This is a genomic window from Bacillus sp. ISL-34 (genome assembly GCF_018613325.1).
Taxonomy (GTDB): Bacteria; Bacillota; Bacilli; order Bacillales; family DSM-1321; genus Peribacillus.
The window spans coordinates 24469-46026 of the sequence record NZ_JAGGQJ010000004.1 but is presented as its reverse complement, the minus strand read 5'-3'; the positions used below and the strand labels follow the sequence as shown (position 1 = coordinate 46026).

The following is a 21558-nucleotide window of genomic DNA, read 5'->3' as shown; positions in this document are numbered from 1 at the left end:
GCAAAATGAGCTGAGTCAAAAATCAAACAATCATTGCTAAAGGAATAGAACCAGTACATGCCAAAGATGCAGTGGTCACCTATTTCAAAAGATCGGCCAGAAAACCAGCGGTCCGTGAAGACGGGAAAGCTGATTATTATGATATGAGTTTTCTTGAAGAAGTGAAAAGGGGAGATTGGCTGGGGGAAAAAATACCGGCTTCATCTGGTGAGATGGGGAGGCGAATTATAGGGGAAATAGCCTTGCCTAGGAAGGAAAGGATAAGAAACCGATCAATGCAAATCAAAAGCTTGGAAAAGAAATTGAGTGATTTGACGAAAGGAACCTTCTATGCAACAAATAATCAGCTGCATTTTGATTAAAGTATCATTTTGATTAAAGTATTGAGCTGGATGAAAATAATTTTCTGTTTCTGTTCATAACATTGGGATATAACCATTATTGAGAGAGGCGGCGTTTCATCATGACCTTAATCTTTGCACATCGGGGCTCAGCAGGAACACATCCGGAAAATACGATGTCGGCGTTCAAAGAAGCTGCCCGTGTCGGGGCGGACGGAATTGAAACCGATGTCCAGCTCTCGAAAGATGGAGAAGTGGTCATCATTCACGATGAAAAGCTCGATCGGACCACAAATGCCTCGGGGTTTGTAAAAGACAGGACCTTGATGGAGTTGAAAGCCCTTAATGCGTCCTCAAGCCATAAGGGTAAATTGGGTAAAGAAAAGATTCCGACGCTTGAAGAACTATTTATATGGCTTGACGAAAATCAGCTTTTTTGCAACATTGAATTGAAAAATACGCTTTTTCTGTATCCAGGCTTAGAAGAGAAAGTCATCCGGCTCATCCGTACTTACGAAATGGAGGAAAGGATAATCCTTTCTTCTTTCAATCATTACAGCTTGGTCAATTGCCATCAATTGGCACCTGAATTGGAAACGGCACCGCTTTATAGGGATGGTCTATACATGCCGTGGATATATGCCAAGGCAATAGGCGGAAGTGCAATCCATCCAAATATCCGGGCTGTCCCTGATGCACTCATTCAAGCATCGGTAAGTATGGGTGTTCCTGTACGGCCATATACCATTAATAAAGAAGCCGAGATGAAGCGGTTATTCAAATTGGGATGCAGCGGCATCATAACCGATTATCCCGAGGCAGCCGTACGTATCAGAGAAGGATTGAAATCAAGATAAAGAAAGAAGGTGCCATATGTTACATGGCACCTTCTTTTTGTTTAAAATTTATTGAACCTGCTTTGGACCTTATTTTGTTTTCGATCTCGATGAAGGACGAAGCCCGCGATAAAGGCTATTCCGCCAATCGTAATGAGCAGCCCTATTAAAAATTGCAGCCAAAGGACTGGATAGGGGGGCTGTAAAATACCGAACACCATGTCCCTCATTATTTTTATGCCATAGGCAGCAAAGGCGCCGGGTATAAAAAGAATCAAAAAAGCGATTAAACGTTTCATGCGGTCAAATCCCTTCCGAAAATTCCGTCTTTAAAAAATGATAAAGGATATAAATTATTTGTCAAGTTTCGGGAATCCCGATAATGACTGGGAGTTGGCGGCTGTTTTTTAAGGGTGCCGATATGGTAAAATGGTGGGGAGTATGAAAAAAATTGCAGAGATTGATCTAATAAAAGGGGTAATTTATATATCTTAAGGGGGATGGCTCATGCAAAAGGTCATGATAGTAGGGGGAGGAGTGGGAGGGACAACCGTGTTGAAACTCCTTTCGGAAAGTGAAGAATTCTCCATTGTTTGTATGGCTGATACAAATGAATCCGCTGAAGGGATGCTTGCTGCAAAGGAACGAAGGATTCCCACAGTGACTAATTGGAGCATGGGATTGGAGCGGGATTTGGACATCATTTTTGATACGACCGGGGACCCGTCTGTCTATAAAAAGATAAAAAGGGACATGGGCGAACAAACGATTCTCATTCCTGGAAGTGTCGCCCTCATTATGACTAAGTTGTTTGAAGAGAAAAATCGTTTAATAAGTAAATTGGAGAATACCTCGGCAAAAATGGACTTGATCCTTAATACGACCAGTGAAGGGATGGTGGTGATTGATCATGAAGGGTTCATCATCATGTTCAATGATAGTGCCGAACGTGCATTTGACACAATGCGCGAGGATGTAATTGGCATACATATCAAAGATTTCATCCCATCAACCGGATTGCTGCGAGTGATGCAAACGAACCAAAAAGAAGTAAATCAGGAAATCACCCTTAGTAATGGGATGGAACTCATAACGACAAGGATACCTCTGGTGAATGCCGATAAGGAAATCATAGGGGCTTTTTCCGTGTTTAGGAATAAAACGGAAGCTGTACAATTGGCGGAGCAGATCACTGATTTAAAAGAGATACAGACGATGCTCCAGGCGATCATTCAATCCAGTGATGAAGCCATATCTGTTGTGGATGATCAAGGCAGGGGGCTTTTGATCAACCCGGCATATACAAGAATCACTGGCTTAACAAAGACCCAAGTGATCGGTAAGCCGGCTTCCATCGATATTTACGAAGGTGAAAGCATGCATATGAAAGTGCTTCAGACAAAAAAGCCTGTTCGGGGCGTCAATATGCGTGTCGGCCCAAAGCATAAGGAGGTAATCGTGAATGTTGCTCCAATCATCGTGGATGGGTGCCTGAAAGGGAGCGTTGGCGTCATTCATGATGTATCGGAAATTCAGGCCCTGACCCACGAACTGAATCGGGCAAGACAGATTATCCGGACATTACAGGCTAAATATTCCTTTGATGATATAATTGGGGCTTCCGAAGAGATGAAGCTTCCCATTGAACAAGCGAAATTATCGGCAAGAACACCTGCCACTGTCTTATTAAGAGGGGAATCAGGTACTGGAAAAGAGTTATTTGCACACGCCATTCATAATGCAAGCGATCGCAAATTCAATAAATTCGTACGTGTAAATTGTGCGGCCATCTCGGAATCATTACTTGAAAGTGAATTGTTCGGTTATGATGAAGGAGCCTTTACAGGGGCAAGCAGGGGCGGAAAGGTCGGTTTTTTTGAAGAGGCAAATCAAGGGAGTATCTTTTTGGACGAAATCGGTGAATTACCAGCCAACATCCAAGCTAAATTACTTCGGGTTTTACAAGAAAAGGAAATAATCAGAGTGGGGGGGACGAAGCCGATTCCCATCAATGTCCGGGTCATAGCCGCTACGAATATAAATCTTGAACAGGCAATCGCAAGAGGAACATTCAGGGAAGATTTATATTTCAGGCTGAACCGCATGCCTATTTTCATTGCCCCATTAAGAAAGCGAAAAGAAGATTTGAGAGAATTGGCGGAGCATTTGATAAATAAAATCAATCAGGAGTATGGACGGAGCATAGAGGGGATTACAGCAGCAGCTATACATAAGATGCAAATCTACAACTGGCCAGGTAATGTGAGGGAACTAGAAAATATCTTAGGACGGGCCATCATTTTCATGAAATTGAACGAGACGATCATTGATATACATCATATTCCGGATTTTATCGAAGAGATTCCATTAAAACAGGAGAAATTATTGATGAAGCCTTCTGGCTACGTATCGGGGAAACCGCTATCGGAGATAATAGACCAGTATGAAGCCGAAATCATTAAGCAAGCCTTCCATACCCACAAGGGAAATAAAACACTTACGGCAAAAGCGCTGGGAATTTCAGTTAGAAATCTATATTATAAAATGGAAAAACTAAAACTGTGAAAAATTTTGCATGCAAACAACTGCGCAGTATGAAAAAAACTGCGCAGAATTTTCTGATTTATTTTAATTTAAGCAAGACTCCACTTCCAACATGAAATTTTTTTGAATTTGTTATAGGCTATAGTTGCCCAACATATTAACCAGCATCTCCTTTTTTTGGATAAAAAGGCTCTCATTATGTATTTAATTGGCATGTTATTTGCATATTTAAAGGTGCATGGATTTTTCAAGGGAACCATTCCCCATAGGGAAAATATCATGTGAGTAGCGGATTTTATTTAAAATGAACGTAGGAACAAGTAAGAATGAGGAGTAATTTAGTCTCCTCATATCTGACATGTATTAAAACATCTAGGGAGGATTCCTTTATGGAAATTTTTAAATATCTTGAGAAATATGATTACGAGCAACTGTTATTCTGTCAGGATAAACAATCGGGTTTGAAAGCGATTATTGCCATTCATGATACGACATTAGGACCTGCGCTTGGAGGCACAAGGATGTGGACGTATGCATCCGAAGAAGAAGCCATTGAAGATGCCTTAAGGCTTTCAAGAGGAATGACATATAAGAACGCAGCTGCCGGCTTGAATTTAGGAGGGGGAAAAACCGTCATCATCGGCGATCCGCGTAAGGATAAAAATGAAGAAATGTTCCGTGCATTCGGAAGGTATATCCAAGGGCTGAATGGGCGTTATATTACAGCTGAAGACGTAGGTACAACGGTTGAGGATATGGATCTCATTCATGAGGAGACGGATTTTGTCACTGGGATTTCTCCTGCATTCGGTTCTTCGGGTAACCCTTCCCCTGTAACTGCTTATGGAGTATATCGCGGTATGAAAGCTGCTGCAAAAGAAGCATTCGGAACTGATTCTTTAGAAGGCAAGGTAGTTGCAGTCCAAGGCGTCGGGAATGTTTCTTATAACTTATGCCGTCACCTTCATGAGGAGGGCGCCAAGCTGATCGTTACGGATATCAATAAAGAAAGCGTGGCCCGTGCGGTTGAATCCTTTGGGGCGACTGCTGTCGATCCTGATGAAATTTATGGAGTCGACTGTGATATTTATGCACCTTGTGCTTTAGGGGCTGTCATAAATGATCATACAATCAACCAAATCAAGGCGAAGGTCATTGCAGGTGCGGCCAATAATCAATTAAAGGAACCTGTTCATGGCGATCAAATTCATGAAAAAGGTATTATATATGCTCCTGATTATGTAATTAATGCAGGTGGAGTGATAAACGTGGCCGATGAGCTTTTAGGGTATAATCGGGAAAGAGCCCTTAAGAAAGTGGAAACGGTTTATGATACAATTGAAAGAGTCATCGAGATTGCAAAACGTGATCAAATTCCTACTTATAAAGCGGCGGATAGGATGGCAGAGGAACGAATTGCTCGCATGAGGAATTCAAGGAGCCAATTCCTGCAAAATGAAAAGCATATCTTGAATGGAAGAAAATGAATGTTGTTGTACAAGATATAGATTCCTGTGTTTTTTTAATTAAACACAGGAATTTTCAACATGGATAACGTAATAAACATAGGGCAAGTAAAAATGGTGACAATAGTATGTATTTGTGAGGAGGAGTGGTTTTGGCTGAAGAATTTGACCTCGTTATCCTCGGAGGAGGAACAGGCGGGTATGTGGCGGCAATAAGGGCTGCTCAATTAGGATTGAAAACGGCTGTCGTGGAGAAAGGCAAACTCGGCGGAACGTGTCTACATAAAGGCTGTATCCCTTCGAAAGCACTTTTAAGGAGTGCGGAAGTTTATCAGACTGCGGTGAAAAGTGAGGAATTCGGTATTGTTACCGGAGATGTAAAGGTGGATTTCCTTAAGGTGCAGGAAAGAAAGAATAAAGTGGTCGATCAACTCTATAAAGGTGTTCAGCACTTGATGAAACAAGGAAAGATAACGGTTTATGAAGGGTTAGGGCGTATACTGGGTCCTTCTATATTTTCACCGATGCCTGGGACAATTTCCGTGGAAATGAATAATGGCAGTGAAAATGAAATGCTAATTCCTCAGAATGTCATCATTGCAACCGGTTCGCGTCCGAAGACACTGCCGGGTTTAGCGATTGATGGGGAATTGGTGCTTACATCGGATGAAGCTCTAATGCTTGAGAGCCTGCCAAAATCAATGATTATTGTAGGCGGTGGAGTTATAGGAATTGAATGGGCTTCGATGCTGAATGATTTTGGCGTGGAAGTGACTGTACTCGAATATGCAGATAGAATCATCCCGACTGAGGACCATGATATTTCCAGTGAAATGCTTCGTCTTTTAACGAAGAAAGGCGTCAAAATCGTTACAGGTGCCAAGGTATTGCCTGAAACCATGAAAACGGATGTTTCAGTATCCATTTCTGCAGAAGTAAAAGGTTCGGTAGAGGAATTCACAGCTGAAAAAATGCTGGTTTCCGTAGGCAGATCAGCAAATGTTGAAGGGATCGGCCTTGAAAATACGGAAATTGTGAAAGAAAAAGGTTTTATTGAAACCAATGATTTCTTCCAAACGAAGGAATCACATATCTATGCGATCGGTGATTGTATCGGCGGTCTGCAATTGGCTCATGTTGCCTCCCATGAAGGTATTACGGCCGTTGAACATATCGCAGGCCAAAAACCGGAACGGCTGGATTATTCGCTCATTTCAAAATGTGTGTATTCAAGCCCTGAAGCTGCAAGTGTCGGTTTGACGGAAGAACAGGCAAACAAGGAAGGCTATGACCTTAAAATTGGGAAATTCCCATTCCGTGCAGTTGGTAAGGCCCTTGTTTTCGGGGAAGCGGATGGCTTTGTCAAAATCATCGCCGATAAGAAATCGGATGATATACTGGGCGTTCATATGATCGGACCACATGTTACGGATATGATTTCGGAAGCGGGACTTGCAAAAGTGCTTGATGCGACACCTTGGGAGATAGGCAAGACAATTCATCCGCACCCAAGTCTTTCTGAAGCAATCGGAGAGGCGGCCCTTGCTGTCGATGGACGTGCCATTCATTCATAAAAGAATAAGGTCAGGAGGTTTTATGATGGTAGAAAAACGTCATGAACAATTAGGCTTAAATGAGGAAACGGTTTTAGATATGTACCGGACAATGCTTTTGTCCCGCAGAATTGATGAGCGCATGTGGCTTTTAAACCGATCCGGGAAAATTCCCTTCGTGATTTCATGCCAGGGGCAAGAAGCTGCACAGGTTGGGGCAGCGTTTGCGCTTGATCGGGAAAAGGATTATGTACTGCCTTATTATCGGGATGTAGGTGTGGTACTTACCTTCGGAATGACCGCAAAAGACTTGATGCTTTCCGGTTTCGCCAAAGAGGAAGATCCCAATTCCGGCGGACGCCAAATGCCTGGTCATTTCGGTCAAAAGAAAAATAGGATCGTCACTGGTTCATCACCTGTTACGACACAGGTCCCGCATGCTGTTGGAATTGCCCTTGCAGGGAAGATGGAAGGTAAGGATTTGGTTACATTCGTAACGTTTGGGGAAGGTTCATCAAATCAGGGCGATTTTCATGAAGGTGCTAACTTTGCAGGTGTACATAAGCTACCGGTCATTTTCATGTGTGAAAATAATAAATATGCGATTTCCGTTCCTATTGAGAAACAGCTATCGTGTGAAAATGTTTCCGACAGGGCGATTGGCTATGGGATGCCTGGAATAACGGTGGATGGCAATGATCCATTGGAGGTGTATGCAGCGGTGAAAGAAGCGGCTGACCGTGCACGAAGGGGAGAAGGCCCTACACTGGTAGAAACCGTTTCATACAGGCTCACACCTCATTCAAGTGATGATGATGACCGAAGCTATCGGACGGCGGATGAAGTGGCTGAAGCCAAAACGAAGGATTCCATAATGACATTTGGAGCGTATTTAAAAGAAGTGGGAATCATGGATGATGACCTTGAGAAACAAATGAATGATGAAGTCATGAAGATAGTCAACGAAGCAACCGATTATGCTGAAAATGCTCCATATCCGAAGGCTGAAAGTGCTATGAATCATGTGTATGCACAAAAGTAAGGGGGTAATAGAATGCCAGTGATTTCTTATATAGATGCCGTGACAATGGCAATGAGGGAAGAGATGGAACGTGATTCCCGTGTATTCGTATTGGGTGAGGATGTAGGAAAAAAAGGTGGGGTCTTTAAAGCCACTAATGGTTTATACGACCAATTCGGTGAAGCCAGGGTCATCGATACCCCGCTCGCTGAATCTGCAATTGCAGGAGTGGGAATTGGAGCCGCCATGTATGGGCTTCGGCCGATAGCTGAGATGCAATTCGCTGATTTCATCATGCCTGCCATTAACCAAATCGTTTCAGAGGCAGCCAAAATTAGATATCGTTCTAATAATGACTGGAGCTGTCCTATGGTAATCCGTGCTCCATATGGAGGAGGGATTCATGGAGCTCTTTATCATTCACAATCGGTTGAAGCAATCTTTGCCAATCAACCGGGCTTGAAAATAGTGATGCCTTCCACTCCTTATGATGTAAAGGGTTTGCTTAAAGCTGCCATTCGCGACGAAGACCCAGTGCTTTTCTTTGAACATAAACGCGCGTACCGTTTGATCAAGGGTGAGGTACCTACTGAAGATTATGTACTTCCCATCGGTAAGGCAGATGTGAAAAGGGAAGGGGAAGACATCACTGTCATCTCCTATGGCCTTTGTGTGCATTTTGCCCTTCAGGCAGCGGAAAAATTAGCTGCAGATGGAATTTCTACACATGTTCTGGACTTGCGTACCGTCTACCCTTTGGATAAAGATGCTATCATAGAAGCAGCTTCTAAAACGGGGAAAGTATTACTGGTTACGGAAGATAATAAAGAAGGAAGCATCATGAGTGAGGTCGCAGCCATCATTGCCGAGCATTGCCTTTTTGACTTGGATGCCCCTGTAAAACGATTGGCAGGACCTGATGTACCAGCCATGCCATATGCGCCTACGATGGAAAAACAATTTATGGTGAATCCTGATAAAGTGGAAAAAGTAATGAGGGAATTGGCCGAGTATTAATGACTGTTAAGAAGGAGGAACGAATTATGGCTATGGAATTAATGAAGATGCCTCAACTAGGCGAAAGTGTCACAGAGGGAACCATCAGTAAATGGCTAGTGAAGCCTGGGGATCATGTCACGAAATACGACCCGCTAGCTGAAGTGATGACGGATAAAGTAAATGCTGAGGTTCCTTCTTCCTTTACCGGCATCATCAAGGAATTGAAAGCGGATGAGAATCAAACATTGGCAGTCGGGGAAGTCATTTGCTCGATTGAAGTTGAAGCGGCAAAGACGGATAACGATAATGCTGGACATGCTGTTTCTCATAGTGAGGAAAATGTTGATGCACCTGTTACTAGAGATGTGCAGCAAGCGGCCGAACCATCTAGGAAAGCTCGCTATTCACCAGCCGTGTTAAAACTTTCCCAGGAGCATGGAATCGATCTTTCAAAAGTTAAGGGAACGGGGAATGAGGGACGGATCACCCGTAAAGATTTACTCAAACTTGTTGAATCAGGTGATCTTCCTAAGGCGGATGAGCCTTCCGTGATATCCGATTCGGCTCCTGAAGAGATCGCCCCTCAAGTTAGTCGTCAAACGAGTCCAGTAACAAACGTGCCGACTGCTGCTGGTGACAAAGAACTACCTGTTACCGGAATCCGTAAGGCAATTGCGTCCAATATGTTGAAAAGTAAGCACGAAATTCCGCATGCTTGGACGATGGTGGAAGTTGACGCAAGCAATATGGTGAAGTTGCGTGATAATCTAAAATCCGACTTTAAACAAAAAGAAGGCTATAATTTAACGTACTTTGCCTTTTTCGTAAAAGCGGTTGCTCAAGCCCTTACGGAATTTCCAGAGCTCAATTCGATGTGGGCAGGCGAAAAAATCATTCAAAAGAAAGAAATCAATATATCAATAGCCGTTGCAACTGAAGATGCCTTATTTGTACCGGTCATTAAAAATGCAGATGAAAAATCAATCAAAGGTATAGCGAGGGAGATACAGGAACTCGCATCCAAAGTGAAGGCTGGTAAGTTAAGAGCAGAAGATATGCAAGGTGGTACGTTCACTGTTAATAACACTGGCTCATTCGGATCTGTCCAGTCCATGGGAATCATCAATCATCCACAGGCGGCCATTTTACAAGTTGAAACGATTGTAAAACGCCCAGTGGTCATAAATGACATGATTGCAGTACGAGATATGGTGAATCTCTGTTTATCACTTGATCATCGTGTTTTGGACGGACTGGTATGCGGACGATTCCTCGCGAGGGTTAAAGAAATCATCGAAAAGATTTCCAAAGATAACACTTCCATATACTAAAATGATGAAAAGGAAGGCCTGAAGCTTAATCCTTCAGACTGTAGGCAAAATCGATGAATATCGAGTCTGCCTACAGTTTTTTTTTAGGATTGTTACAATTTGAACGTTATTTGGAACTCCAGGCACTCGATTTCCGCGGGCGGTCCGCCCGCGGCTCTCTTTGCACCTGTGGTGTCTCCCCTTGGACGCGCTATTCGAAGCAGGAGTCTTGCACACCTAGTTCCAATCACCTTTGTTTTAAAAATTTTGATAGAAACCATATCTAAGGTGATGAAGGTGGTTCCTGAACATCATTTAGTCTAGCAGCTATCGATTTCCCTTTCATTTTTGATTTAGTCAAAGATGAAGTATGCCGAAGTCGTTTAACCCTGTCATTCCTCCTTTCCGTAGAAAAACATCGACAAAAATTTTATTTTTGCTATTATTTTATTAAGAGCTGTTCTAATACAGATCAGGGGCTGTACTTGAAGAGGGGAAATAGGCTAGTGTTTCCCTCATAAAAGATTTACTAATTTCTATTGTCTTAAATTTTAAGAAAAATATGGTAGAATGTTAGTATAATCCAGATCAAATTGACGGGAGGGTGGTTTTCTTATCCAAAACTGACTGAGCGTTCGTTCTCCCAATGAAAGGACAGAGCGTATAGGGCGGCAGACGATAAGAAAGCGATTACAGATGGAACTGAAAGATGTAAAAAACATAACCTTTCCTAAGCCTTCTTTTGAAGAGTGGAAAGAGGCTGCGGAAGCAAGTTTAAAAGGGAAAAGTGTAGAAAAATTAAAAACGAATACATATGAGGGCATCACTTTGTATCCTCTCTATACAGAAAAGGCGGATTCAACTGAAAAAGTAGCTGAATTGCCAGGGTTCTTCCCATTCACCCGAGGAACGTCACCAACGGGTTATCATGAAAAACCTTGGCTTGTCGTTCAACCTGTAAGCGGTATCACGGCTGAAGAAGCAAATGAAAAGATGAAGGCTTCATTCAAGCGCGGTCAAAATGTCGTGGCATACCCTGCACCATTGCTTGCCGAGGGAGCAAGGGCTGAAAAACTGTTTAAGGATCTCCCATTAAAAGAAATCCCGGTTTTCATTGACCTTAAGGGGAAACAAAAAGGATTGCTCCCGCAATTCAAAGCTGTTGCCGAAGCGCAAAATACCCAATTGACAGGCGTTATTGCTGAAGATCCCATTGCAGAATGGCTCATTTGCGGTCAGCTGCCAGAAGATACGGATGGCTATTTTGCTGACTGGCTGAAGACAATCCAAGATTATCAGAAGGTGGGCAGGGATTTAAAGACAGTTTTGATTAATACGGCAGTCTATCATAATGGAGGAGCTAATGCCGTACAAGAAATCGCGTACGGATTATCGGCAGCCGTCCAATATCTATTGGAAGGGAAAAAACAAGGGCTTTCTATTGCTTCGGTTTCCGAAAAAATAGTATTCTCTTTTGCTGTGGATTCCAATTACTTCATGTCCATCGCTAAACTTAGGGCTGCCAGGAGGCTTTGGGCTGGACTTGCAGAAGCTTTCGATACAGCATCGGACCATTTTAAAATGGCGATACATGCCGTTACTTCCGAGTTGACAGAAACGCTATATGATCAGCACGTCAATATTCTTCGGACCACAAACCAAGCTTTCGCTGCAGCTATTGGAGGCATTCAATATCTTCAAATTCATCCATTTACACATGCAACTGGTGAAACCGATGATTTTTCAGAAAGAATTGCCCGTAACATTCACTTGATTTTAAAAGAAGAAACAAATATCACAACAGTGGTCGATCCTGCTGGCGGTTCATGGTATGTTGAGCAATTAACGGATGAATTGGCTGAAAAGGCTTGGGCGAAATTCCTTGAAATCGATGCAGCCGGAGGGATTTTAGAGATAATTAAACAAGGCACCCTACAGAAAGAAATAGCTGAAGTTTACCAAGGAAGAGTTCAAAATGCGGCTTTCAGAAAAGAAAGTATCATCGGAACGAATGTTTATCCGAATCCAGCTGATAAGATTAAAACCCCGGCACAGGATAACCATGTGTCATATATGAAAGTCGAAAAGCCGGTTGGCATTACCCCGCTTGCCAGGGATCGGGTATCCATTCAGTTCGAACAAATAAGACTACGCAGTGAAAAGTATAAAGAAATAAGTGGAACGGCCCCAACTATTGGTTTGATTAATTTGAAAAATCTTAAATCCTATAAACCTCGTGCAGATTTCGTTACAAGTCTTGCTGCAGCAGGTGGTATTGAAACAATCGGCAGTAAGGGGTGTCAAACCGTTGAGGAAGCAGTCGATTATGTAGCTGCGACCAAGCTTCCGATCTATTGTGTCTGCGGTAGTGATGGTGACTATTCGGAATTAGCGCCGATCACCATTAAAGAAATTAAAAAGCAGTTCCCTGAAATCATTATTTATAGTGCCGGCAAGCAGCAAGAAGAATTGGAGATTACACTAAGTGAAGCCGGAGTCAAAGATTTTATCCATGTCAAAACGAATGCAATAGCCATTTTATCGGAATTATTGCAGAAGCTGGGGGTGAACTGAAATGAAAAAACCGAATTTTTCTGCTATAAATCCTGCTAAGTCTGAGATTAAAGGCACGGTGGAAGCATGGAAAAAGGACGCCGAAAAAGCCGTTGGGAAAAACATTGAGGATCTTTTGTTTGAAACCAATGAACAAATAAAAATCAAACCGCTTTATGTTGAGGAAGACAATCGTGACTTGGAGCATATGGAAAGTGTGCCAGGCATCGCTCCTTTTACAAGAGGGCCTTATCCTTCGATGTATGTCAATCGTCCTTGGACGGTTCGTCAGTATGCAGGTTTTTCGACTGCTGAGGAATCCAATGCATTTTACAGACGTAACCTGGCAATGGGGCAAAAAGGGCTCTCAGTTGCCTTTGATTTAGCTACACACCGCGGTTATGACTCCGATCATCCACGTGTTGTCGGTGATGTGGGGAAGGCGGGAGTTGCCATTGATTCCATTCTTGACATGAAAATCCTCTTCGACGGTATTCCGCTTGATCAGATGTCCGTGTCCATGACGATGAACGGTGCTGTATTACCCATTCTTGCATTTTATATCGTGACAGCTGAAGAACAAGGGGTAACACAGGATAAGCTTTCAGGCACGATTCAAAATGACATCTTAAAGGAATACATGGTTCGGAATACGTATATCTACCCACCTGAAATGTCCATGAAAATCATAGCTGATATATTCGAGTATACATCCAAATATATGCCCAAATTCAATTCCATTTCCATTTCCGGTTATCATCTGCAAGAAGCGGGGGCGCCGGCTGATATCGAACTTGCCTATACGTTGGCGGATGGGCTTGAGTATGCACGTACCGGAATGAAAGCAGGTATTGATATCGATAAATTCGCACCGCGCCTGTCATTCTTCTGGGCTGTAGGAATGAACTATTTCATGGAAGTGGCGAAAATGAGGGCGGCTCGTTTCATTTGGTCAAAACTGATGAAACAATTCGAACCGAAAAATAATAAAGCGATGGCATTGAGAACTCATTCCCAAACCTCCGGATGGAGCCTCTCCGAGCAGGATCCGTTTAACAATGTCGCAAGGACCCTTATTGAAGCGCATGCAGCTGCACTTGGGCATACACAGTCCCTGCATACGAACGCATTGGATGAGGCCATTGCCCTGCCGACGGATTTCTCGGCACGCATCGCACGTAACACACAGCTATATCTGCAGGAGGAAACGGGGATCACAAAAGTAATCGATCCTTGGGCGGGTTCATACTATGTAGAATCACTCACAAATGAATTGATCGAACGGGCTTGGGCTCACATAGAAGAAATCGAAGGTCTTGGCGGAATGGCGAAGGCAATAGAAACCGGACTTCCAAAAATGAGGATCGAGGAAGCGGCTGCAAAGCGTCAGGCAAAAATCGATTCTCAAGATGAAACGATCGTGGGCGTCAATAAATATCGTTTGAAAAAAGAAGATCCGATTGAAATACTGGAGATTGATAATACAGCAGTTCGCGAAAGTCAGCTTAAGCGTTTGAGCGAATTAAAAACGAAACGTGATCAGGCAAAGGTGGATGAAGCTCTTCAAGCGCTATCCATGGCTGCCAAAACTGGCGAAGGTAACCTTCTTGAACTGGCTGTGCAAGCTGCAAGAGTACGGGCTTCATTAGGTGAAATTTCCGATGCGATCGAAGAGGTGGCTGGACGTCACAAAGCAACGATCCGTTCTATCAGCGGCGTATACAGCTCGGCATACTCAAAAGAAGCGGAGATTGAGGAAGTCGTCCGCATGACGGAGGAGTTCCTCGAAAATGAAGGAAGAAGACCGCGTTTGTTAATGGCAAAAATGGGTCAGGACGGTCATGACCGCGGAGCTAAAGTAGTAGGAACGGGATTTGCGGATTTAGGCTATGATGTCGATATCGGTCCATTATTCCAAACACCGAAAGAAACCGCCATCCAGGCCGTGGAAAATGATGTGCATGTAGTCGGGATGAGTTCGCTTGCTGCCGGCCATAAAACATTGTTGCCGCAGCTTATGACAGAACTGAAGAACTTGGGACGTGAGGACATTATAGTGATCGTAGGCGGCGTCATCCCTGCACAGGACTATGGTTACCTAATGGAAAATGGCGCTACAGCCATTTTTGGACCTGGTACGGTCATACCACAGGCAGCAAAGAAAGTGCTTCAGGAAATATACAATCGCCTCGGATATGAGGAAGTGGCTCAATAATGAGTGAAGACAAGAAGCCCGAATGGGTCGATCATAACAATCAGGAAGGTTTTGCTTCTTCATTAAAGCCAGGTGTAGAATTAGAAGCCAGCCAAAACAAACCTTCAAAAAGCAAATTCGTCAAAAAACATAATGTAAACATACCGGTTCATGAACTTAAGGAGGGGATCATAAAAGGGGACAGGGCCAAGTTAGCTAAAGGGATTACATTGGTTGAAAGCAATGCATCCCACCACTTGGATCATGCACAGGAATTATTGCATGCCATTCTTCCTCATACAGGAAACTCGATTCGCATCGGGATTTCCGGGGTGCCCGGTGCCGGAAAAAGTACCTTCATCGAGACGTTCGGAACCTACTTGTGTGACAGGGGCCATAAGGTTGCCGTTCTAGCCGTCGATCCAAGCTCTTCGATCAATGGCGGAAGTATACTAGGCGATAAGACAAGGATGGAGGAGCTCGCAAGAAACCCGCATGCCTTCATAAGACCCTCACCATCTGAAGGCACTCTAGGAGGAGTTCACCGCAAAACAAGGGAAACGATGTTGCTTTGTGAAGCGGCAGGATTTGATGTGATACTGATTGAAACTGTCGGTGTCGGGCAGAGTGAAGCTATAGTTCGAAGCATGGTCGACTTCTTCATGCTCCTTGTCCTTACAGGTGCCGGAGATGAATTACAGGGGATGAAAAAAGGGATTCTGGAACTTGTGGATGGGATTGTGGTCAATAAAGCCGACGGAGAGAACATTCCGCTGGCGATTAGGACGAAGTCCGAATATAGCAGAATCTTGCACTTCCTTCAACCAGCAACAAAGGGATGGGCAGGAAAGGCATATACTTGTTCCGCGATAACCGGTAAAGGAATTCCTGAGCTTTGGGATGTTTTGAATGAATTTTCCGATATGACCAAGGAATCGGGTGTTTTTCAAGAACGGAGAAGAATGCAATCTAAGGAATGGCTTTATTCATTGATGGATCACCAGCTTAAAACGATGTTTTATAAAAATGAAGCGGTCAAGAGTCTTCTCCCGATACTGGAGAATCAAGTGATGTCAGGAAATAAAACGGTCACTGCTGCTGTTAAGCAGGCCTTTCAATCTTTTACCGATACATTTAAGTCAAATTAAAAAGAAATGGGATGGGGCATGCGTGGATTGTCTCCTGCGCATGCCCCATCCTTTTGAAAGTCTTGTTGTTACACACATGATTCCCGCTTACCTTTCGTTTTAAACATGTTCGGAAATGGTTTATGCAGTTTTAACAGGTAAATTTATTGAATCAAGAAGTGGCAATTGTTATGATAGGATGGAAGAGAAAACTTGGAAGGAGCACATGCCATGAATATGGATTTTAATTTTTTAATGAACGACGTAGTCAAACAGGCTCGCGATGAGATAAAGACTGCTGGATATACAGAATTGACTACTCCCGAGGAAGTAGAGGAAGTATTTGCACAAAAAGGAACGACACTTGTTATGGTCAACTCCGTTTGTGGCTGCGCCGGTGGAATAGCTAGACCTGCAGCGGCACATGCAATCCATAATGACAAACGCCCAGATCAGCTAGTAACCGTTTTTGCTGGACAAGATAAAGAGGCGACGGAGAAAGCCCGTGATTATTTCGAAGGATATCCGCCGTCATCTCCATCATTTGCATTGCTGAAGGATGGAAAAATCATCACGATGATAGAGCGCCATGAAATTGAAGGGCACCACCCGATGTCTGTAGTAGAAAAATTACAGAACTACTTCGATCAATATTGCGAAGAAGTGTAAGCCTTAGCGATAACCTAAAAAACCCGCCCAATTGGCGGGTTTTAGTTTGACGACAAAGGAGGTTCGGAATGTTCTCATCCCGAACCATGATTATAAAAAGAAGACTGGGTTATCCTTCATGAATGTTTACTTTTTTATAGGGAATGAAATTCTCATTGGATTGAAGAAATTTGCAACACTCCTGCCGAATAACTGGCTAGCCAAGACCTCACAGACGCTTGCTTTGATGAGGCTTGGCAGACAGTCGGCGGAAAGGGAGCGGATTTCTGAAATCAACAGGAATATTTTTTTAGAAAAAACCGTATGCATACTCGCTTTTCTTCGAGTTTGTCTACAGTCTGAAACCCGCCCATTCGTCGGGTTTTTTTTATTCATGATTTTGCATAAGTCAGGGGCATTTAGGAAAGAAGATAGATAAGGAAGCCGATATTTTCCCTTTGATGAAAAAGCGCGAATCAAGAAAAAAATTATATCAATATTCTGAAAAATGAATCTATTATTTACGTTATTGAATAATTATTAGAGTGTGTTAAAATACACATTAGTGTATGAATATTAGTTATTCAAATTTTACCTAAACCAAACCAAATTTAATAACAAGAGAATTGAAAATATCATTTTGGAGGAATAATAATGAAGTTGAAAAAGCAGTTAGCATTGTTGCTTACTTCTGTTTTATTAGTAGGTATTTTAGCAGCATGCGGTACATCCGGGAAAGAAGATAAGGACACAGCTGGTACAGAAGACAAAAAGGTCCTGGTAATGGGAACATCTGCGGATTATCCGCCATTTGAATTTGTTGAAACATCTAAAAGTGATGAAATCAAGGGATTTGACATCGATATCGCTAAAGCAATCGGAAAAAAATTAGGTTATGAGGTTCAAGTGAAGGACATTGACTTTAATAGTCTTGTGCCTGCTCTGGAAAATAAATCGGTCGATTTCGTTATCTCTGGAATGACTCCAACAGAAAAACGTGAGCAATCAGTCGATTTCAGTGATATTTACTATACAGCTAAAAACATGATCATCACGACAAAGGACAGTAAAATCAAAACTGTTGAAGATTTAAAAGGGAAAACGGTAGGCGTACAGCTTGCATCCATTCAGGAGACTTTGGCAAATGACTTGAATAAATCCCAAGATATCGGGATGAAAGTTGAAAAACGGAATCGTATTCCTGAGGTTGTTCAAGAAATGTCAACAGGACGATTTGACGCCGTGATCATGGAAGATACTGTGGCAAAAGGCTACTTGAAAGATAATAAAGAATTGGTGGGCCATTTGATCGAATCCGGTGATCAAGATGCCGGTTCGGCAATCGCTTTCCAAAAAGGAAGCAAGTTAACTGAAGAATTCAATGCCGAGTTGAAAAAAATGATGGAAAATGGTGAAATGGAAAAATTAATATTAAAATGGTTCGGTGGCAGTGAAACTGAATAAAACAGAGAGATGAAAAGCGTTCAGAATGCCTTCTGAACGTTTTTCCGCGCTTTATTGTTAATAAAATGAAGCAGGAGAAAGGCCCGATAACGGCCTTCATAAGAGAGGATGAATGGAGTGAATCTGGAATTTGAAAGGATTATGCCTTCCCTTCCATATATCCTGGAGGGGATACCGACTACATTAAAGGTTGTAGCGGTAGCGGCAGTAATCGGATTTGTTTTGGGAATATTATTATCTATACTTAAAATCAGCAGAATCAAGCCCTTAAATTGGATTGCTGACTTTTATACATCCATTTTTCGCGGTACCCCTTTAGTGCTGCAATTAATGCTGATTTATTTTGGTTCACCACAAATATTAGGGATTCAAATCGAAGCGTTCCAAGCAGCATTTTTAGCATTCGGGCTAAATTCAGCGGCATACATCTCTGAAATTATCAGGGGAGGCATTTTAGCGGTCGATAAAGGCCAACGAGAGGCTGCACTTGCACTTGGGGTTCCTTATTCAGGAATGATGCTTAATATTATCCTTCCGCAGGCCATCAAGAATATCCTGCCATCCCTTGTGAACGAATTGATTTCCTTAACGAAGGAATCAGCCGTCGTCACGATTATTGGATTAGGGGATATCATGCGCCGTTCTTATATTGTCGGCGGTGAGACATATAAATTCTTCGAGCCGATATTATTTGCCGGTCTCATTTATTATGTAATGGTCATGGTTCTCACCATCTTAGGCAAAGTGATTGAAAGGAGAATGAGACGCAGTGATTAAAATTGATGGACTCAAAAAAAATTATGGTAAGCTCGAGGTATTAAAAGGAATAAGCACCGAGATAGGGCAAGGTGAAGTATTGGCGATCATCGGTCCATCCGGGTCGGGAAAATCAACTTTCTTGCGCTGCATCAATATGCTTGAAACTCCAACTGATGGTCAAATCAGGTTTAAAGATCAAATCATCACTGAAAAAAAGACCAATATCATGAAAGTGCGTGAAAATGTCGGAATGGTATTTCAGCATTTTCATTTATTTCCACATAAAACCGTATTGGAGAATCTGATATATGCACCTATGAAGGTGAAAAAGTTATCAAAGGCCGAGGCTGTAAAACAAGCTCGTGAGCTCTTGACTAAAGTCGGTTTGGCCGATAAAGAATCAACTTTTCCGAATCGTCTGTCAGGCGGGCAAAAACAAAGGGTCGCTATTGCACGGGCATTGGCAATGAACCCGGAAGTAATGCTTTTCGATGAGCCGACTTCAGCGCTTGATCCTGAGATGGTAAAAGAGGTGCTCGAGGTTATGAAGTCACTGGCACATACGGGGATGACCATGCTGATCGTAACGCATGAAATGGGATTTGCCAAAGAAGTGGCCGATCGAGTACTATTCCTGGACGGGGGTCTGCTCGTTGAGGAAAGTGCTCCGGAACAATTCTTTTCCAATCCGAAAAGCCAGCGTGCAAAAGACTTCTTGGAAAAAGTTTTATAAGCTAAAGCAAATAGTATATAATTGTGAAAAAAGGTAACGTTTAGGTTACCTTTTTTATTTTTTTCCTATAATGTATATTTGCGTGTATGTATTTAGAAAAATTGGAAATTTAACTCGCAAAGGACTGTGAAAATATCTGATTTCCTGATAGTATTATAATAGATGGAGAAAGAGCCAGGTGATACATAACAATGTTTAAAATCGGATACAGGACGATTAAAACTGCTTTGGGGGCCACCCTGGCAATTATTATTGCACAAATGCTTAATCTCGAATATTTCTCAGCTGCGGGAATCATTGCGATCTTATGCATTCAAGTTACGAAAAAGAAGTCGGTGTATGCCTCCTGGCACCGGTTTTTAGCTTGTTTGATCGCAATGGCCTATGCATCCCTATTGTTTCAGTTCATCGCATTCCACCCGCTGGTAATAGGTTTGATCCTCTTGATTTTCATTCCAACGACAGTTGCCTTGAAGATTAATGATGGGATCGTGACGAGCAGCGTCATCATCATGCACCTATATGGGGCGGGTGACATCACTTTTTCCCTGCTGATCAATGAAACGATATTAATTGCAGTTGGTGTTGGAGTGGCGCTTGTCATGAATCTGTACATGCCCAGTGTCGATGACAAACTGCTGGCCTATCAGGAAAGTATCGAAACGAACTTTAGTGCGATCTTGATGGGGATTGTCCGCTACTTAAGGGATAATGATCACACATGGGATGGTAAGGAAATCACCGAAACAGCCAATCTTCTTAATCAGGCCAAAAGCCTTGCGTTCAGGGACGTGGAAAATCATTTTTTAAGGGAAGAAGACCTGTATTACCACTATTTCAAAATGCGTGAGAAGCAGTTTGAAATAATTGAACGAATTCTTCCCCTAGTCACGAATATTCCGTTGGTCGTCAAGCAAAGCGGGATAGTGGCTGATTTTATAGAAGATTTGGCAGAAAACGTCCACCCACAAAATACGGCCATTCTTTATCTGAAAAAGCTTGAAGAAATGGAGATTCATTTTAGGGGAATGGCACTGCCGCAGACACGGGAAGAGTTCGAATCCAGGGCCGCATTACTGCAGCTCATGAAGGAAATGGAGCGCTATTTATTGTTGAAGCATTCTTTCAAGGGATTGCCCAAGCTGACCAGCAACCGAATGAAAAAGAGGCACTTGGCTTAAACTAAGCAAAAAGTAAAGGAATTGATACAGATGAAATGGATCCTTTCTTTGTTGCTTATGCTATCTTTGTCGCCGCTGCAGGTACAAGCCCAACCTCAATCGGTTAAGCCTGGCGATCCGTTTATCATCATCAATAAAGCCAACAATAAATTGGCTTTCGTTGATGATAACGAGGTCAAGGAGATTCTGCCGGTCGGTACGGGAAAGAGTCAGGAACTGACACCTGAAGGGATTTTCACGGTCAAAGTAAAAGCGGTCAATCCATATTACCGGAAAAAGAATATTCCTGGAGGCGATCCCAGGAATCCTCTGGGGTCGCGGTGGATTGGATTCGATGCACGAAATACCGATGGGAGGATTTATGGCATTCATGGTACGAATCAGCCATCATCAATGGGTAAATACATATCAAATGGCTGTGTACGGATGCATAAATCCGATGTAGAGCGTTTGTACGAAAAAGCCCCCATCGGCACTAAGGTGTTGATCACCATATCGAACGAGGATTTCAGAACGTTGGCAAAGAAAAATGGAGCGATAAAATAAAGAGAGGGAAGCTTGGCTTCCCTCCCCATTACAGTGTCTATTACAAAAGAAATGCGATACCTGATAATAAGCTTGTTAATAACATTGAGATAAGCATTAAATACACGACGATCTTTCTGATTTTCTTGTTTCCCATATGCCCTCTCCCTTAAAACAGTATAATTGATTTTATTTTAACTTGAACATTTAGTAGAAACAAGTAAAAGTATAATGTTCATATTATTCCGAATCTTAAAAGGCTTTAATGCAAGATTAGTAGTATTTTAATGGAGTCATCCATAAT

General features: G+C 42.6%; 20 protein-coding genes. 18 read left to right on the top strand and 2 right to left on the bottom strand.

From position 1 onward, the window contains the following. Positions 1-29 precede the first annotated feature (29 nt). A complete protein-coding gene (locus tag J7E52_RS03935; protein ID WP_214744110.1) occupies positions 30-362 on the top strand; it encodes a flagellar assembly protein A in 333 nt (110 codons plus the stop codon). 101 nt (positions 363-463) lie between these two features. Beyond that, positions 464-1198, top strand: coding sequence for a glycerophosphodiester phosphodiesterase (locus tag J7E52_RS03930; protein WP_214743798.1), 735 nt, complete (start codon positions 464-466; stop codon positions 1196-1198). Between the two features lie 41 nt (positions 1199-1239). Here J7E52_RS03930 and J7E52_RS03925 read toward each other — a convergent pair whose 3' ends face one another. Next, positions 1240-1476: a DUF2627 domain-containing protein gene (locus J7E52_RS03925; protein WP_101222519.1), complete on the bottom strand. Its 237-nt coding sequence runs from the start codon at positions 1474-1476 to the stop codon at positions 1240-1242. Positions 1477-1684: 208 nt separating this feature from the next. On the opposite strand from J7E52_RS03925, the gene J7E52_RS03920 reads away from it, so the two are divergent. The 16 genes from J7E52_RS03920 (at position 1685) to J7E52_RS03845 (ending at position 21275) form a co-directional block, all read left to right on the top strand. Beyond that, positions 1685-3742, top strand: a complete 2058-nt coding sequence (locus J7E52_RS03920) for a sigma-54 interaction domain-containing protein (RefSeq protein ID WP_214743797.1) — start codon at positions 1685-1687, stop codon at positions 3740-3742. 368 nt (positions 3743-4110) lie between these two features. Then, on the top strand, positions 4111-5208 hold the full coding sequence (gene bcd / locus J7E52_RS03915) for a branched-chain amino acid dehydrogenase (RefSeq protein WP_214743796.1): 1098 nt from the start codon (positions 4111-4113) through the stop codon (positions 5206-5208). A 131-nt stretch (positions 5209-5339) separates the two neighbouring features. Further along, positions 5340-6761 carry a dihydrolipoyl dehydrogenase gene (lpdA, locus tag J7E52_RS03910; RefSeq protein ID WP_214743795.1) on the top strand — a complete coding sequence of 474 codons (1422 nt, stop codon included), beginning with the start codon at positions 5340-5342 and terminating at the stop codon, positions 6759-6761. Between the two features lie 25 nt (positions 6762-6786). After that, positions 6787-7782: a thiamine pyrophosphate-dependent dehydrogenase E1 component subunit alpha gene (locus J7E52_RS03905; RefSeq protein WP_214744109.1), complete on the top strand. Its 996-nt coding sequence runs from the start codon at positions 6787-6789 to the stop codon at positions 7780-7782. Between the two features lie 12 nt (positions 7783-7794). Beyond that, a complete protein-coding gene (locus tag J7E52_RS03900) occupies positions 7795-8778 on the top strand; it encodes an alpha-ketoacid dehydrogenase subunit beta (protein ID WP_214743794.1) in 984 nt (327 codons plus the stop codon). Between the two features lie 26 nt (positions 8779-8804). Continuing rightward, the gene (locus tag J7E52_RS03895) at positions 8805-10091 is read left to right on the top strand and encodes a dihydrolipoamide acetyltransferase family protein (protein ID WP_214743793.1); all 1287 of its coding nucleotides are present in this window, start codon (positions 8805-8807) and stop codon (positions 10089-10091) included. A 675-nt stretch (positions 10092-10766) separates the two neighbouring features. Then, complete coding sequence (locus J7E52_RS03890; protein WP_214743792.1) at positions 10767-12644, top strand: methylmalonyl-CoA mutase family protein; 1878 nt, start codon at positions 10767-10769, stop codon at positions 12642-12644. A gap of 1 nt (position 12645) precedes the next feature. Continuing rightward, positions 12646-14838 (top strand): methylmalonyl-CoA mutase, encoded by a 2193-nt coding sequence (gene scpA / locus J7E52_RS03885; RefSeq protein ID WP_214743791.1) that lies wholly within the window; start codon positions 12646-12648, stop codon positions 14836-14838. Then, entirely contained in the window at positions 14838-15965 is a 1128-nt protein-coding gene (gene meaB / locus J7E52_RS03880; RefSeq protein ID WP_214743790.1) for a methylmalonyl Co-A mutase-associated GTPase MeaB, read from the top strand. Before scpA ends, meaB begins: the two co-directional genes overlap by 1 nt. Positions 15966-16175: 210 nt before the next feature. Beyond that, a complete protein-coding gene (locus tag J7E52_RS03875) occupies positions 16176-16613 on the top strand; it encodes a BrxA/BrxB family bacilliredoxin (protein ID WP_214743789.1) in 438 nt (145 codons plus the stop codon). Positions 16614-16659: 46 nt separating this feature from the next. Beyond that, entirely contained in the window at positions 16660-17031 is a 372-nt protein-coding gene (locus J7E52_RS03870; RefSeq protein ID WP_214743788.1) for a hypothetical protein, read from the top strand. 221 nt (positions 17032-17252) lie between these two features. After that, positions 17253-18056 carry a transporter substrate-binding domain-containing protein gene (locus tag J7E52_RS03865; RefSeq protein ID WP_214744108.1) on the top strand — a complete coding sequence of 268 codons (804 nt, stop codon included), beginning with the start codon at positions 17253-17255 and terminating at the stop codon, positions 18054-18056. A gap of 117 nt (positions 18057-18173) precedes the next feature. Then, positions 18174-18833, top strand: a complete 660-nt coding sequence (locus J7E52_RS03860; protein WP_214743787.1) for an amino acid ABC transporter permease — start codon at positions 18174-18176, stop codon at positions 18831-18833. Continuing rightward, positions 18826-19548 carry an amino acid ABC transporter ATP-binding protein gene (locus J7E52_RS03855; RefSeq protein ID WP_214743786.1) on the top strand — a complete coding sequence of 241 codons (723 nt, stop codon included), beginning with the start codon at positions 18826-18828 and terminating at the stop codon, positions 19546-19548. The genes J7E52_RS03860 and J7E52_RS03855 overlap by 8 nt, the downstream gene beginning before the upstream one ends. A gap of 191 nt (positions 19549-19739) precedes the next feature. Then, positions 19740-20729, top strand: a complete 990-nt coding sequence (locus J7E52_RS03850) for an aromatic acid exporter family protein (protein ID WP_214743785.1) — start codon at positions 19740-19742, stop codon at positions 20727-20729. Between the two features lie 30 nt (positions 20730-20759). Continuing rightward, positions 20760-21275 carry a L,D-transpeptidase gene (locus J7E52_RS03845; RefSeq protein WP_214743784.1) on the top strand — a complete coding sequence of 172 codons (516 nt, stop codon included), beginning with the start codon at positions 20760-20762 and terminating at the stop codon, positions 21273-21275. A gap of 40 nt (positions 21276-21315) precedes the next feature. On the opposite strand, the gene prli42 is transcribed toward J7E52_RS03845, so the two are convergent. Continuing rightward, complete coding sequence (gene prli42, locus J7E52_RS03840; RefSeq protein WP_155726463.1) at positions 21316-21411, bottom strand: stressosome-associated protein Prli42; 96 nt, start codon at positions 21409-21411, stop codon at positions 21316-21318. Between the last annotated feature and the right edge of the window lie 147 nt (positions 21412-21558).